Source organism: Corallococcus praedator (assembly GCF_003612125.1).
In the GTDB taxonomy this organism is placed as follows: domain Bacteria; phylum Myxococcota; class Myxococcia; order Myxococcales; family Myxococcaceae; genus Corallococcus; species Corallococcus praedator.
The window spans coordinates 1-13,286 of record NZ_RAWI01000264.1; the positions used below are offsets into that span (position 1 = coordinate 1).

The following is a 13,286-nucleotide window of genomic DNA, read 5'->3' on the forward strand; positions in this document are numbered from 1 at the left end:
CCGCAGCCCCAGGCGCTGGCCCCCCAGGTGGACGTCGCCCCCTCGCTGGCGCGACAGCTCCCCACCGCGACCTCCGAAGCCCCGCGCGAGCGCACCGCCACCGACGGGCAGTCCCCCAACGCCGCGAAGGAGGCCGCGGAGGGCCGCGCGAAGCTGCGCGTGGCCCTGCTCAACCGGCAGTTCCGCGGGCTGTCCGAAGTGGTGATGAAGCTCACGAACTTCCTCGCCAACCCCGGCCGCCAGGGCGTCGTCACCCTGCCCGTGGTCCTGAGCGAAAGCTCCGTGGCCCACGAGTGGTGGAAGTCCGCGAACGCGGTCCCCGAGGACCGGCAGTACCTGGCCCTGGCGCTGGGCGAGTCCGCCGTCGCGGACGATGCCACGCTGCTCCAGTCGCTGCGGCGCGAGGTGCACGAGGCCTTCACGGAGTTCGTGCGCAGCCCGCAGGGCACCGCCGTGCGCAAGAGCTACGACGAGGTGCTCCAGAAGTACGAGGCCGCCCGCGTCCAGCCCGTCATCTCCGGCCACGACAGCGGCCCCATGGTGGAGGAGTGCGCGCGGCTGGGCGTGACGTACGGGCGGGACTTCACCCGCTCCCAGCTCCTGTCCCCGTGGATGCTGGCCATCAGCCAGAGCCCGGACGAGGGCTCCACCACGCAGGTGATGGTCGCCGGCCTGACCCTGGCCCAGCTGGGGGCGCTGGTGGGCCACCTGCGGCGCCTCAACCCCCTGCTCAGCAATGCCCAGCTGCGCACCCTGCTGCTGCGCGCGTCCACGGACATGAAGCTGGCGCTGCGCAAGGCCCTGGGCCAGCAGGAGGTGGAGCAGGTGCAGGAGCTGGCGCGCCAGCTCTTGCGGCTGCGCGTCGTGGAGCACCTGGTCGTCTGAAGGAAGGCCCGGGCGGGCCTCAGGCGCGGAAGTGCGTGGGACGCAGCGCGAGCTCCGCCATTGAATCCAACGTCACCGACGCGAGCAGCGCCTCCGCCTCGTGGCGCGTCGTGGCCAGCCGCTCCGCCAACTGCGTGTACGTGAAGGTGAAGCCCACCTGTTCGCGCAGCACGTAGAACTGGAGCTGCGCGAGCGTCAGCGACTCCATCCGGAAGGTGTACTCGCGCAGCACGCCCGCGTTGGCGCCGAGGGTGGCCTTCTGCTGCGACACCTGGTGGAAGGCCTGCGCCCCGCGCACGCCCTCCAGCATGCGCGCGGCGAACTGCTCCAGCGTCTCACCGGGGCCCGTGGGCTCCAGCGACACGACGAGGTTCGCGCGGAAGCCGTCCTCCTCCGGCCCCACCGCCACGATGTGGCTGGCGTCGAACCAGCCGTCAGGCAGGGCGACGCGCAGCGGACCGTGGCGGATGAACCGGGGCAGGGCCATGGGAGGCGGAAGTCCTTAGGAGGACTCGCGGCCGAAGTTGGCCATGGCGCGGGAGCCGCCGCCCTCTTCGTTGGCGAGCGTCGCCACCTTCGCGTTGCTCTCCCCCACGATGTCCGCTTCGGAAGCGCCGTTGGCGCCCTCGACGATGACCATGCCGCCCGTCTTGTGCTCGCGCAGGCTGGTGTCCACGGCGTCCGACAGCTTGTCGGCGTCCATCTTGACGCTCTTGCCGGTGCTCGGGTCCTTCACCTTGTAGCGGCCCTGGTCGTCCTTGCCTTCCACGGTGACCCAGTGCGCCTGGCCCTTCTCGTCGCCCTTCGCCTTGGGGTCCACCTTGGCGGAGTCCACCAGCACCGCGGCCTTGCCATCGCGGCTGAGCGCGTTGTCCAGGACGCCCTTGTCCAGCTTGGACGAGGACTCCGTCACCTTGACGCCCTGGTTCGCGAGCATGTTGGACAGCTCGATGGGCGTCGTGCCGTCGCCGTCGGTGAAGCGCGAATCCAGCGCGTCCATCTTCTCCGTGTCCGACGCGCCCTGCGTCTTGCCGGTGCCCTTCTCGTTGCCCAGCATCACCGCCACCGCGGCGCCGCAGTTCTTCTCCTTGGTCTGCCGCACCACCGACGCGTCGTCCTCCCAGTCGCCAATCTCCGGCGCCGCCTCCTGGGGAGCGCAGGCCTGGCCCACGCGCAGCGCGTCAGACTCGGGAGGGCTCCCCGCGCCCGACGCGAAGCGGCTCGCCCAGCCCGAAAGCATCTGGAGGGCTTCCTGCGCCGCGAAGGCGTCCGAGGCCCGCTCCGTCTGGGCCGCCGTCGGCGCGGTCTCCACCGAGGTGACGACCTTCGCCTGGGGCAGCTCCGCCTGCTGCGCGGCCGCCTGCGGCTTCGGGTTCGACGGCGTCACCTCCACGCGCGGGGGGACGGGACGCTGGAGGTTGGGGGGAAGGGTCACGCTCAAGGGGAGGTCTCCTGGAGGGGATGGGGGATGCCATCCTACCTGGGATGCCGCCCCGTGTTAAGGGTCCCCGGACGGATCCAGGTCGTGCTTCCGCAGAAGTTTCCGAAGGTAGACACGGTCGATGTCCGCCTCGCGGGCCGCCCGGGAGATGTTGCCCTCGCAGCGCTCGATGAGGTTCTTCAGGTAGTCGCGCTCGAAGACCTCGATGAGGTGCTCCTTGGCTTCCTTGAAGGGCAGGTCCAGGTCCGCCCCCTTGCGCTGCCCGTTCTGGGGCACCTCCAGGTCGGGGAGGGACTCCTCGCCCAGGTTCACCACCTGCTCCACCACGTTGCGCAGCTCGCGCACGTTGCCGGGCCAGGGGTACTGGAGGAGCAGCGCGCGGGTCTGGTCGGACAGGGCGCTGGGCTGCCGGCCCATCTGCTTGAGCATCGCGTCGATGAGCAGCGGGATGTCATCCGGGCGCTCGCGCAGCGCGGGCAGCGTGACGCGCAGCACGGCGAGCCGGTGGAAGAGGTCGCGGCGGAACTTCCCCTGCTGGACGGCCTGCTCCAGGTTCACGTGCGAGGCGGCCACCACGCGCATGTTCACCGTGAAGTAGTCGTTGCCGCCCACGCGCTTCACCTGCCGGCGCTCCAGCACGCGCAACAGGCGTGGCTGCAATTCCAGGGGCAGCTCGCCAATCTCATCCAGGAAGACGGTGCCGTTCTGGGCGCGCTCGAAGGCGCCGGCGCGGTCCGCCTGGGCGCCGGTGAAGGCGCCCTTCACGTGGCCGAAGAGCTCGGATTCGATGAGCGTGGAGGGCACGCCCGCCAGGTCCACGATGACGAAGGGGCCCTTGGCGCGCGGGCTCTGCTGGTGGATGGCCTCCGCGCACAGGTCCTTGCCGGTGCCCGTCTCGCCGTGGATGAGCACGTCCGCGCCGCCGGGGGCCAGCCGCTCCAGCAGCGTGAAGGCCTCGCGCATCTTGCGGCTGTTGCCCACCAGCGCGCCGAAGTGGTCCTTCGAGGAGAGCGTCACCGAGCGGTCGCGCGTGTCCTCCGGCACCAGCTTCAGTTCGGTGGTGCCCAGGGTGAAGACGCTGCCCGGGCGCAGCTCCATGGCGCTGAAGCGCAGGCCCTCCACGAAGGAGCCGTTGTGGGAGCCCAGGTCCGTGGCGAGCACGTGCTCGTCGTGCACCTCCAGCTTCAGGTGCTGCCGGGAGACGGCCTTGTCGGACAGGATGATGTCGCACGTGGGGGCCTTGCCCAGCACGTACGTACCCTGCTTGAGCGCGTGCGACTTGCCGGCGTCCGCGCCGGACAGGATCCGCAGCACCATCCGCACCTGACCCGACCGGCCCCGCTGAAGCGTGGCGGTGGCATCCAGGAGCGCCTCGTCCTCGTCTGGCGGCAGCGACACGCGGCGGACGCTACCACGGCTCGCCGGGGCTGCCACCCGCGCGTGCGCGCCGTTACCGCCGCTTCGGGCGGAGCGGCTTGCGGGCAGGCGGGGGCGTGCGCTCGGCCGGCAGGGACTTCAGCCACGAGTCCACCTCCCCCACCCGCTGCTCCATGCCCGCCTCGGTGAAGCGTCCCCGGGCGCGCGTGGCCTCGCCCCGGGCCTCGGGCGGACGGCCCGTCTGGTACAGCGCGCGCGCCAGCGCGAAGCCCGACTCCGCCAGCGCATCCGCGGGCGCGGACGCGAAGGACACCGCCTGCTGGAGGGGCTCCACCGAATCACGCGCCCGGCCCAGGCCCAGCAGCGCCTGCCCCACCCCGTCATAGGAGGGCTGGAGGGCCTCGTCGTCCGCGGGCAGCGCCTTGCGCTTGAGCGCCAGGGCCTGCTCGTAGGTCTTCAGGGCGTCGTCGTAGCGCTTCATCCCGAGCTGGCACATGCCCACCTCGTCCAGCGCCTCCGCGTACCGGGGGCTGTCCGCGCCGTGGAGCGCCTTGTAGAGGTCCGCCGTCGCCTGGGCGTGGGGCAGCGCGAGGGCGTCCTGCTTCAGCTCGCGCAGGGCCAGGGACAGCAGGCCATGCCGGCGCGCCATGTCCGGGTGGAGCGGGCCCACCGCCGCCTCGGTCTGCTTCAGCGATTCCTCCAACAGCGGCAGGGCCTCTTGCGGCTTGCCCGCCGCGAGCGTCATCCGGCCCATGAGGAAGAGCGTCCGCGCGCGCTTGGGGTGCTGCGCCGGCAGGGCCTTCTCATAGAGGGCGCGCGCCTCCGAAAGCCGCGTGAGGGCTTCGTCCAGGCGATCCTGGGACGCGGCGAGGTTGGCCTGGTTCACCTTCACGTCGGCCTCCAGCACCGGCTCCCCGCCCAGCCGCCGCAGGGTGGCCTCCGCCAGCTGGCCCCAGTTCGCCGCCGGGTCGAAGTGCTTCTGCCCGTCCTCCACATAGAGCAGCTTGTTGAGGATGGAGACCTTCAGCCGGTCCGCCCGGCCCGCCTCCGCGTCGAACACGGCGCGCGACAGGAGCTGGGAGGCCGCGGGCGAATCCCCCGTCTGCTCCCGCAGCCAGCCCTGGTGGAAGCGCAGCTCCGCGCGCAGCGGCAGGAAGCCTGTCGCCTCCACGCGCGCCTCCAGGGGCGTTACCGCCGCGAGCGCCGCGGGGTAGCGGCCCGCGTCCACCTGCGCGCGGACCTCCGACAGCTTTCCCTCCAGCCGCTCAATCTCCTCGCGCAGGGCGGGGTCGGAGGGCCGGCGCTGCTGTTCCGCGAGCGAGCCCACGTCCTCGCAGTCGTGCAGCGCGGGCAGCGCGTGCGCCACGTCCACGGCCTTCTCCACCACCGCGGCGTCCGCGCCGGACAGCAGGTCCACCGTGGCCCGCAGGTCCTGGCGGCGCCGCTCCAGGCACACCACCTGCCGGTCCAACTGGTCCTCCGGAACGACGCCCTGCACGCGCGTCTGTTCGCACGCCTGCACGCGCTGCTGCTTCCAGCCGCCCGCGTAGGTCTCCAGCACCTGCACCGTGCGGACGGCCATCGCTTCCGCGAAGGGCTTGCCGGTGGCGCGGAAGGCGGACTCCAGCCGCGCCCTCGCATCCGACGTCCAGACGTCGTCCATCAGGGCCCCGGCGTCCGCGCACACCTGTGACTGCTGCCACGCCACGCCCGACGCCACCGCCAGCGTGGCGGCCATCGCGCCCGTCGCCGACATCCAGCGCTTGCGCTGGCCCAGACGCTGCTCCTGGGAGAGCGCGTCCAGCAGGGTCCGCATGGACGGGAAGCGCGCGTCCGCGTCCAGCGACAGGCCGCGCAGCACCGCCTGCCGCACCCACGCGGGCACCTTCACGTCGCGCGGCGGCTCGCGGATGAGCACGGGCGGCGGCGCGCTGGGGCCCCTGGCCGTCAGGGGCGCGGTGCCTCCCAGTGACTGCGTGCCTTCCGCCTCCACGCCCCGGCTGGAGGACGCGTACGCCTTCAGGCTGCCCGGGTCGAAGGGGCGCGCGCCGAAGAGGGCCCCGTAGAGCGCGGCGCAGAAGCTGAACTGGTCCGTGCGCGCGTCCAGCGTCGTGCCCCGGAACTGCTCCGGGGACATGTAGTTGGGCGTGCCCACGAGGAGGCCCGCTTCGGTGAGCGTGGTCTCCAGCATCCGGCGGTCCGCCGACTGGAGGACCTCCGCTTCCTCCGGGGACGTCGCTGCTTCCGGCGCGTCCCCCACCTGCCGCGCCAGGCCGAAGTCCGTCACGTAGACGCGGCCCGCGCGGCTCACCAGCACGTTGGCGGGCTTGAAGTCGCGGTGCACGAGCCCCGCGTCGTGCGCGGCCTGAAGTCCCCGGCCGGCCTGGAGGTAGAACTCCAGCACTTCGCTCCAGGAGCGCTTGGACTCCTTCAGCCAGGTGCCCAGCGTGCCGCCGTCCACCAGCTCCATCGCGACGAAGACCTGGTCGCCCCAGATGCCCACGTCGAAGACGGGGATGACGTTGGGATGGGAGACGCGCGCCATGGCCTGCGCTTCACGCATCAGCCGGGAGCGCGCCTCTTCGGATTCGCGCTGGTGGTTCGGGTGCAGCAGCTTGAGCGCCACCTTGCGGTCCAGGTCCGGATCATAGGCGGCGTACACCACGCCCATGCCGCCCTGTCCCAGCTTGCGCAACAGCAGGTAGCGGCCCACCTGCGGAACCGGAGGCACGTCCTCGGGGGCGCGCGGAGAACCTCCGGTTCCCGTGCCCCGCCCCGTCCCACGGCCCGTTCCCACGCCCGAGCGCGCGGAGTCCGAAGCACCCGTGCCAGTTCCGCCCCTGCCGGTGTCGTTCTTTTTCATCGGTGGTGCACCCGGGGCCGGATTCTACCCCTGGCCGTCATCCGTCCCGCATCTTCTCCCGCGTTGCGTCATCCCGCCCGCCTGCCTGGTGACAGCGGTCATCAGCGTCCCAAGCGCTGTCATCAGGGCCTGCGGTGGATGTGGGAGACAAACCCCTGGAAACAGGAACGGACGGGGGGCGCCCGGGGCTGGCACGTCCGACGCAATGGGTCCCTGCAACGGAGCACTCGCAGTCCCCCCTTCTGGAGCGCCCATGGCCCTCGCACCTGTCTCCCGCAAGCCCCTCGCCCCCGTCACACCGCCCGCCATCACGGAGAAGGCCGCTCCCCAGAAGGGCGCCAGCACGCCGGTGGAGGCGAAGAAGCCGGCCGTCGTGGGCGACGCCTTCGAGGTGAAGAAGGCCGCGACGGGCCCGGTGCTGGGCGAGGCCGCGAACGCGCCCGCCATCGCGGGCCTGCGGGTGGGCCTTGCCGCCGCCGGGAAGGCCGTCGCGAAGCCGGCGGTGGAAGGGCCTCCGCCCGAGCGTCAGACGGTGTCCGGCGAGGACAAGGCGAAGCAGGCGGTGGACCTGAAGAACGTGGCCGAGCGCCGCACCGAGACGGTGGAGGCGCAGACGTCGCTGCGCGAGAAGACCACGCAGGAGGCCGACAAGCTCTTCGCCATGGCGGACGGCAAGGAGCCCGTGCCCGCGGGCAGCAACATCCAGCGCGTGTCCGAGTCCGAGGTGGAGCTCACCCGCGTCAACGACAAGAAGGAGGTCGTGGAGCGCTCGGTGGCGACGAAGAAGGACGGCGCGGTGACGGTGGACAGCGCCACCTACGAGGACGGCACCCACAAGCGCGACCGCCTGGAGATGAAGGCGGACGGCGGCACGCTGGTGGAGCGCGCCGAGTGGAAGGGCGACAAGAACGAGACCGCGGACCTCAAGTCCTTCGGTGACATCTCCAAGACGCGCGACCGGGGCCTCACGTACACGCGCAACGAGGTGTCCACGGAGAAGAACAAGGACGGCGACCGGCTCATCACGAACGCGTACACGCAGGCCGACGGCGGCGCGACGAGCAGCCGGACCTCCTTCTACCAGCAGAAGGGCGGCGGCTCGATCGACAACAAGCTCAAGGGCCCGTTCGACTTCAAGAAGCCGGTGGACCGCGCGGACACCTACAGCTACTCGATTCCGCCTCCGGGCGAGGACGGCAAGCAGGGCGACGTGCAGTACAGCCGCGTGCAGGACTTCTCCCAGGACAACGTGAAGGCGACGTCCTACGTGGACCGCACCCTGGACGGCCACACGCACCTGGCCGGCAAGGAGCCGCACACGATTGAGGACCTGCACACGGTCCGCGACGAGTACGGCAAGGGTGGCGGGGAGAACTGGGACGCGGACAAGGCGGGCGAGGGCCGCCCGCCGAAGCGCTGGACGGTGGACCTGCAGAAGGGCCCGGACCGGCTGGACTCGCAGACCTTCATCGAGGGCTACCCGGACGCCACCATCAAGACGGAGAGGACGCGCGAGGGCAGCACCGTGAAGGAGAAGTACGAGGGCAAGACCTTCGAGAAGGAGGACTCCTCCAAGCGCGTGCCGGTGAACGGCGAGTCGTCCACCACCTTTGGCCAGGACGGCTCGGTGGAGAAGATGGACTCCAGGAGCCGCGAGGCGGACGGCTCCGACCTGGAGCAGCACTACAACAGCAGCCGCAAGGCGACGAACGCGTGGCTGGAGCTGCAGGAGTCGCTGGAGACGAAGCGCACGAAGGACAACAAGACGGAGTCGTCCCTCAAGGAGGACACGTCGCTCCTATCCAGTGAAGGCGCGCAGCTCGTCAACTCGCGCACCACGGTGACGGACGCGGAGGGCCGCAAGGGCGTGCACGAGGTCGGCAAGGACGGAGAGAAGATGCAGCTGTCCGGCCCGGAAGGCCGCGACATGCGCGACGTCTCCAACCCGGATGACTTCAAGGACGACGCGTTCGGAAAGGTGCTGCTGGAGCAGGCGAGCATCTCCACCGCGAGCACGGTGAACCAGTACGCGAACAGCGGCGGCGCGCAGGCGCTCAACGTCCTCAAGGGCCTGAGCCAGGACGCGGGCAGGCTGCCCGAGAAGGCCACCGCCATCCTGGGCAAGGACACGCTCTCCAAGGGCCTGAACGCGGCGCAGGGCGGCGCGAGCGCGCTGGGCGGCGTGGCGGGCGTGGTGGCGGGCGGCATGTCGCTGGCGCGGGGCATCCGCGAGAACAACATGCCGGACATCGTGAAGGGCGTGACGGACACGGCCAACGGCGCGCTGAACCTCTACACGGGCGGCCAGGCGTTCACGGAGGCCATCAAGGGCTTCAAGAACGCGGGCGCGCTCACCACCACGGCCCCCGCGGCGAAGGCCATGCCGTGGGCGAAGACGCTGGCGAACCCGAAGGTGGGTGGGGCCGTCACGAGCGTGGTGCTGGACTCGGTGAAGGGCATGGGCGGCATCGGCAAGGTGGCCGGCGCGACGGCGAGCGCCGGGAGCAAGGCGCTCTCCGCCCTCAAGGGCATGGGCGGCGCGGCCAACGTGCTGGGCGCGGTGGGCGGCACGGTGGGTGGCGTGTTCGACATCGTCAACGGCGCGAAGGTCAACGACGGGGCGCAGATCGCCAAGGGCGCCGTCGGCATCGCGGGCAGCCTCGGTGGTGCGGTGGCCGTGGGCGCGATTGGCGGCCCGCTGGGCATGGCGGTGGGCGCGGGCATCGGTCTGCTGACCTTCGGCATCGGGAAGATCATGGACGCCATCAGCGACAAGCCGCACAAGATCTCCGAGCTGCAGATCGACTGAGCCGCCGGAGTCTTGACGGAGGCGTCAGCCCACGGCGCCCACGTGGGGACGCAGCAGGTCCTCGGAGACCGTCCAGAGGCGCTGGGCGAACGCGGCATCGTCCAGCAGCGGGTGTCCCTGGGCCACCTTGCAGTCCTTCCAGTAGCCCCCCGTGCATTGCTCCACCAGGGGGTTCGCCGCGAGGAACGTCTGGGTCGCCGCACCCTGCTCCACGGTCTTCATGAACCGCCGGGCCACCGGGAGGATCCAGGTGAAGGGAAAGCCCAGGCTCCGTTGCAGGTGCGTGCCCCCCACCGCGCCCGGATGGAGCGAGTTCGCGAGGATGCCCCGACCCTTGAGCCGGCGCGACAGCTCCTGGGCGAACAGCGCGTTGGCGAGCTTCGACTGGCCGTAGAACGTGAAGGGCTTGTAGCCGCGATGCCCGTCCAGGTTGTCGAACGCGATGCCCTCGCGCGGCGCCTGTTCGATGCTCGCGCTGCTGCTGACGACCACGATGCGGCCCTTGCGCTCCCGCACCCGGTCCACGAGGCGGTTGACGAGCAGGAAGTGCGACAGGTGGTTGACCAGGAATTGCAGCTCGACGCCGTAGCGCACCTCCAGCTTCGGAGGCGCCATGACGCCAGCGTTGGTGATGATCGCATCCAGCGGGCGGTCCAGCGCGCGGACCGTGCGCGCCGCGGCCTCGACCGAGTCCAGGTCCGCCAGGTCACAGGCGACGGGCGTCGTCGAACCTCCGACCCGTGCACAGGCCTTACGCGCCTGCTCCAGCGAACGCGCGAGCCCGATGACGTGCGCACCGTGGGAGACCAGGGCCCGCATCGTCTCCGCGCCGATGCCGGAATTGCACCCCGTGAGCAGGAAGGTGCGCCCCTTCAGGTCGAGCTCTTCGAGCACCTCGCTCGCCGTGGACCGGGCGCCAAAAGGAATGGGTGCGGTCATGGGCATGCGCCTTTCGTGCGGCAGGTGCTGTTGGAACGACCCGGGAGCGCGCTAGCGGACCCGGCGCAGCGGCGCGAACAGCATCCGCACCGCGACGGTGATGTGTTCGATGAAGCTCTCCCGCGACGTGCACGTGTGCTTCCAGCCGCGCGCCGTGGCGTGCAGGGTCCGCGCGAGCTGCGGCGCGGTGAGGCCGGCGGACGCATAGACGGCCATCAACGGCGAGTCGGTGAGCGCCCGGGCCACGGCCTTCTCGAACCGGGCCTCGTGCTCCGCCTTGAGCGTGCCGGTGAGCGAACCGCTCGTCTCGCTGAGGTCCGACGCCTCCGCGCCCAGGTGCCCGACGTAGCGGCCCAGCCACTCGTCGAGCGCGGCCACCAGCCGGGCCTCCAGTGGCCGCCCCACTTCCGCCAACGCCGCGAGCGCCGCCTCCAGGTGGGTGCCGAGCGCGTACTCCACCGCCGCCCGGAACAGCTCCTCCTTGGTGGCGAAGTGCAGGTAGAGGCCCTGGCGGGACACGTCCGCCGCCCGGGCCACCTCCTCCATCGACGCCTTGCGATAGCCGAAGCGCGAGAACACCCCGAGCGACGCCTCCAGCAGCTTGCGACGCCGCGCGTCGTCAGCGCCCTTCGCGGGAGTCTTCGGGTCCACGGCCATGCGGACAAAATTGACAATATGAACTCACGTTGTCAACCCAGACCACATTGTCCAGTCCCGGGGTTGGAGCAGCCTGGCAGGCTCACTTCACGGTGAGGACCTGCGTGTCGGTGTTCTGGACACCCGTCCAGTCCGTCACGGTGAGGCTTACGCGGTAGGTGCCCTTCGCCGTGTAGCGGTGGGTCTGGAGCGCGGTGGGCCGGCCCCGACCCGTCACCTTCGCGGTGCCATCCCCGAAGTCCAGGCGCCAGGCGTCGTTGCCCGTGCCCGTCGTGGACTGGAAGCCCGTGCTGCCCGACAGGTCGAACGTCACCGTGAGCGGCGCCGTGCCTGTCGTCACCGACGGCTTCAGCCACGCGGCCGCCGTGGCGTGCGTGTAGTCGTGGCTCCCCAGGGCCTGGAAGCCCGCCACGCTGGACGTCGAGGAGTCCACCCACCAGGGGCAGGTCCCGGTGGTGTGGAAGTAGGACGCGACCTTGATCTCCGGATGGCGCTTGAACATCTCCAGCGCGTCCCGGAACCACTGGCCCTTGCGACCGGGTACGCCCGGGTCCTCCACGGAGCCCCACTCCGGCAGCATCACCGGCTTGCCCTTCGCGTTGCTCCAGGTGAGCACCGGCGCCACGGCCTCCTCCAGTGAGCGCCACGTCGCGCCCGCCGTGGGGTTGCAGCCGTTCCAGTTGTAGGCATCCGCGCCCACCCAATCCACGTAGCTGCTGCCCGGGTAGAACGCGTCCGCCGCGCCCGACTGGAAGCTGTAGGGCACGAGCGTCATCGAGTAGCTCACGTTCGTCACGCCCTGCTGGCGGAACACCGTCACCAGCCGCCGGAAGGCCGCCGCGTACTCCGCGGGGGTGCCGTGCGCCGTGCCCGCCATGTCCGGCTCGTGGTTGAAGATGAGGAACAGCGGCTTGCCCGTGCCCTTGAGCGCCAGCGCATGGGCCTTGAGCTGCGCGTCCTCCGCGCCGCTCGCGATGCGCGACCACGCGACGCCGCTGCCGTCCTGCCGCTTCGCCGTGATGGACAGCAGCGGGATGCGGCCGCGCTCCAGGTCCGCCAGCACGAACTTGCCAGGCTGGGGCTCGTCCCACACCGAATAGATGCGGTGCACGTCCATCTTGCGACCCGCCTGTCGCTCCAGGGCGTCCAGGGCCGCGGCGTGGTCCTCGGTGCCGCGCTTGCCCGCGAACGCGCCGAAGAGGACGCCCGATTCCGGCTCGAAGGTGACCGCCGCGTGGACCTCCCCGAGGCTGGCTTCGGCCGGGACCGCCTCCGGTCCACAGCCCGTGAGGCCCAGGGCCAGGGCGAGCCCCAGCCCTCCTCGGGGAAACGACGGCCTCCACGGCGCGGTGAAGGGACGGGACATGGGGGGCGCTCCAGGGGGAAGGATGGCGCCAGGGTGCCAGCCTGCCCCCTGCCGGTCCACGCTGGGCGCGGATTGTCCCGCACCCAGGCGACGCGCCGGTTGACGTGCGTCCCCGGCGCCCGTCTTATCCTGCCTCCCCTTGAGCAGGAGTGGTCGTGGCAGGAGCGCCGGTCGAACTGACCCCGGACAATTACGAGGACGTCACCCAGCGGGCCGGGGTGTGCGTGGTGGACTTCTGGGCCCCCTGGTGCGCGCCCTGCCGCGCGTTCGCACCCATCTTCGCGGCGGCGGCCTCGCGGTTCCCGGACATCACCTTCGCCAAACTCGACACGGAGGCGCACGCGTCCCTCTCCGAGCCCCTGGACATCGACTCCATCCCCGCGCTCATCGCCTTCAAGGACGGGGTGGAGGTCCACCGCGTCACCGGTGCGCTGCCCGCCGCCGCCCTGGACGCACTGCTGGGCCGGCTGGAGGCGGTGGACGTGGAGGTGCTGAGGCGCCGCGCCGCGAACCGCAAGCGCACCGAGGCGGGCAAGCTCCCGGCGGGCGTCCCCAAGGGCGCGACGTGGGACGCGGATGAGGCGGAGTGGTCCTTCGGACCCAAGGACGCCAAGGGCCAGCAGCACGGCACGTGGAAGTTCTGGCGGGCCGACGGCACCCTCTGCAACGAATGCATCATGAAGCACGGCACGCCGCACGGCGTGTTCAAGCGCTTCCACGAGAGCGGCGAGGTGTCGCAAGAAGGCACCTTCGACAAGGGCACGCTGCACGGCCCGCGCACCTGGTTCGCGTCCGAGCACTTCACCACCGAGCGCATGCACGAGAACGGCGTGAGCGAGAAGGTGAAGAAGACCGTGATGCTCTACGACCAGGGCGAGGTGCGGCAGGTGATGCACTTCGACGGCACCGGGCAGCGCGTGGTGCCCACCACCGGCGAGCCCTACCCCAC

Annotated in this window: 10 protein-coding genes; 3 read left to right on the forward strand and 7 right to left on the reverse strand. The window is 71.1% G+C overall.

All coding sequences use genetic code 11. From position 1 onward, the window contains the following. A partial coding sequence (locus D7Y13_RS45880; protein WP_120630821.1) for a hypothetical protein occupies positions 1-885 on the forward strand: 885 nt, incomplete at its 5' end. Between the two features lie 19 nt (positions 886-904). On the opposite strand, the gene D7Y13_RS27960 is transcribed toward D7Y13_RS45880, so the two are convergent. Genes D7Y13_RS27960 through D7Y13_RS27975 form a run of 4 tightly spaced genes read right to left on the reverse strand, consistent with a single transcriptional unit; the run spans position 905 to position 6,566 of the window. Then, positions 905-1,372 (reverse strand): DcrB-related protein, encoded by a 468-nt coding sequence (locus tag D7Y13_RS27960; RefSeq protein WP_120538399.1) that lies wholly within the window; start codon positions 1,370-1,372, stop codon positions 905-907. Positions 1,373-1,387: 15 nt separating this feature from the next. Further along, entirely contained in the window at positions 1,388-2,326 is a 939-nt protein-coding gene (locus tag D7Y13_RS27965) for a cysteine peptidase family C39 domain-containing protein (RefSeq protein ID WP_120630822.1), read from the reverse strand. Between the two features lie 57 nt (positions 2,327-2,383). Continuing rightward, positions 2,384-3,724: a sigma 54-interacting transcriptional regulator gene (locus tag D7Y13_RS27970; RefSeq protein ID WP_233595925.1), complete on the reverse strand. Its 1,341-nt coding sequence runs from the start codon at positions 3,722-3,724 to the stop codon at positions 2,384-2,386. Between the two features lie 52 nt (positions 3,725-3,776). Next, positions 3,777-6,566, reverse strand: a complete 2,790-nt coding sequence (locus D7Y13_RS27975) for a serine/threonine-protein kinase (protein WP_120585617.1) — start codon at positions 6,564-6,566, stop codon at positions 3,777-3,779. Positions 6,567-6,819: 253 nt separating this feature from the next. Between D7Y13_RS27975 and D7Y13_RS27980 the strand changes: the two genes are divergently transcribed. Next, entirely contained in the window at positions 6,820-9,375 is a 2,556-nt protein-coding gene (locus tag D7Y13_RS27980; protein WP_120585618.1) for a hypothetical protein, read from the forward strand. Positions 9,376-9,399: 24 nt separating this feature from the next. Here the strand turns inward: D7Y13_RS27980 and D7Y13_RS27985 are convergent, their stop codons facing one another. The 3 genes from D7Y13_RS27985 to D7Y13_RS27995 form a co-directional block, all read right to left on the reverse strand. Further along, positions 9,400-10,314, reverse strand: coding sequence for an SDR family oxidoreductase (locus D7Y13_RS27985; protein ID WP_199732945.1), 915 nt, complete (start codon positions 10,312-10,314; stop codon positions 9,400-9,402). A 51-nt stretch (positions 10,315-10,365) separates the two neighbouring features. Continuing rightward, positions 10,366-10,971 (reverse strand): TetR/AcrR family transcriptional regulator, encoded by a 606-nt coding sequence (locus tag D7Y13_RS27990; RefSeq protein ID WP_120585620.1) that lies wholly within the window; start codon positions 10,969-10,971, stop codon positions 10,366-10,368. An 82-nt stretch (positions 10,972-11,053) separates the two neighbouring features. Further along, a complete protein-coding gene (locus D7Y13_RS27995) occupies positions 11,054-12,337 on the reverse strand; it encodes a PKD domain-containing protein (RefSeq protein WP_120585621.1) in 1,284 nt (427 codons plus the stop codon). A 155-nt stretch (positions 12,338-12,492) separates the two neighbouring features. On the opposite strand from D7Y13_RS27995, the gene D7Y13_RS28000 reads away from it, so the two are divergent. Further along, a partial coding sequence (locus D7Y13_RS28000) for a thioredoxin domain-containing protein (RefSeq protein ID WP_244222381.1) occupies positions 12,493-13,286 on the forward strand: 794 nt, incomplete at its 3' end.

What these genes read in the sequence shown, in the direction of transcription:
- D7Y13_RS27960 (WP_120538399.1), bottom strand. Translation starts at nt 1,372, where the DNA reads ATGGCCCTGCCCCGGTTCATCCGCCACGGTCCGCTGCGCGTCGCCCTG.
- D7Y13_RS27975 (WP_120585617.1), bottom strand. Translation starts at nt 6,566, where the DNA reads ATGAAAAAGAACGACACCGGCAGGGGCGGAACTGGCACGGGTGCTTCG.
- D7Y13_RS27995 (WP_120585621.1), bottom strand. Translation starts at nt 12,337, where the DNA reads ATGTCCCGTCCCTTCACCGCGCCGTGGAGGCCGTCGTTTCCCCGAGGA.
- D7Y13_RS27990 (WP_120585620.1), bottom strand. Translation starts at nt 10,971, where the DNA reads ATGGCCGTGGACCCGAAGACTCCCGCGAAGGGCGCTGACGACGCGCGG.
- D7Y13_RS27985 (WP_199732945.1), bottom strand. Translation starts at nt 10,314, where the DNA reads ATGACCGCACCCATTCCTTTTGGCGCCCGGTCCACGGCGAGCGAGGTG.
- D7Y13_RS27980 (WP_120585618.1), top strand. Translation starts at nt 6,820, where the DNA reads ATGGCCCTCGCACCTGTCTCCCGCAAGCCCCTCGCCCCCGTCACACCG.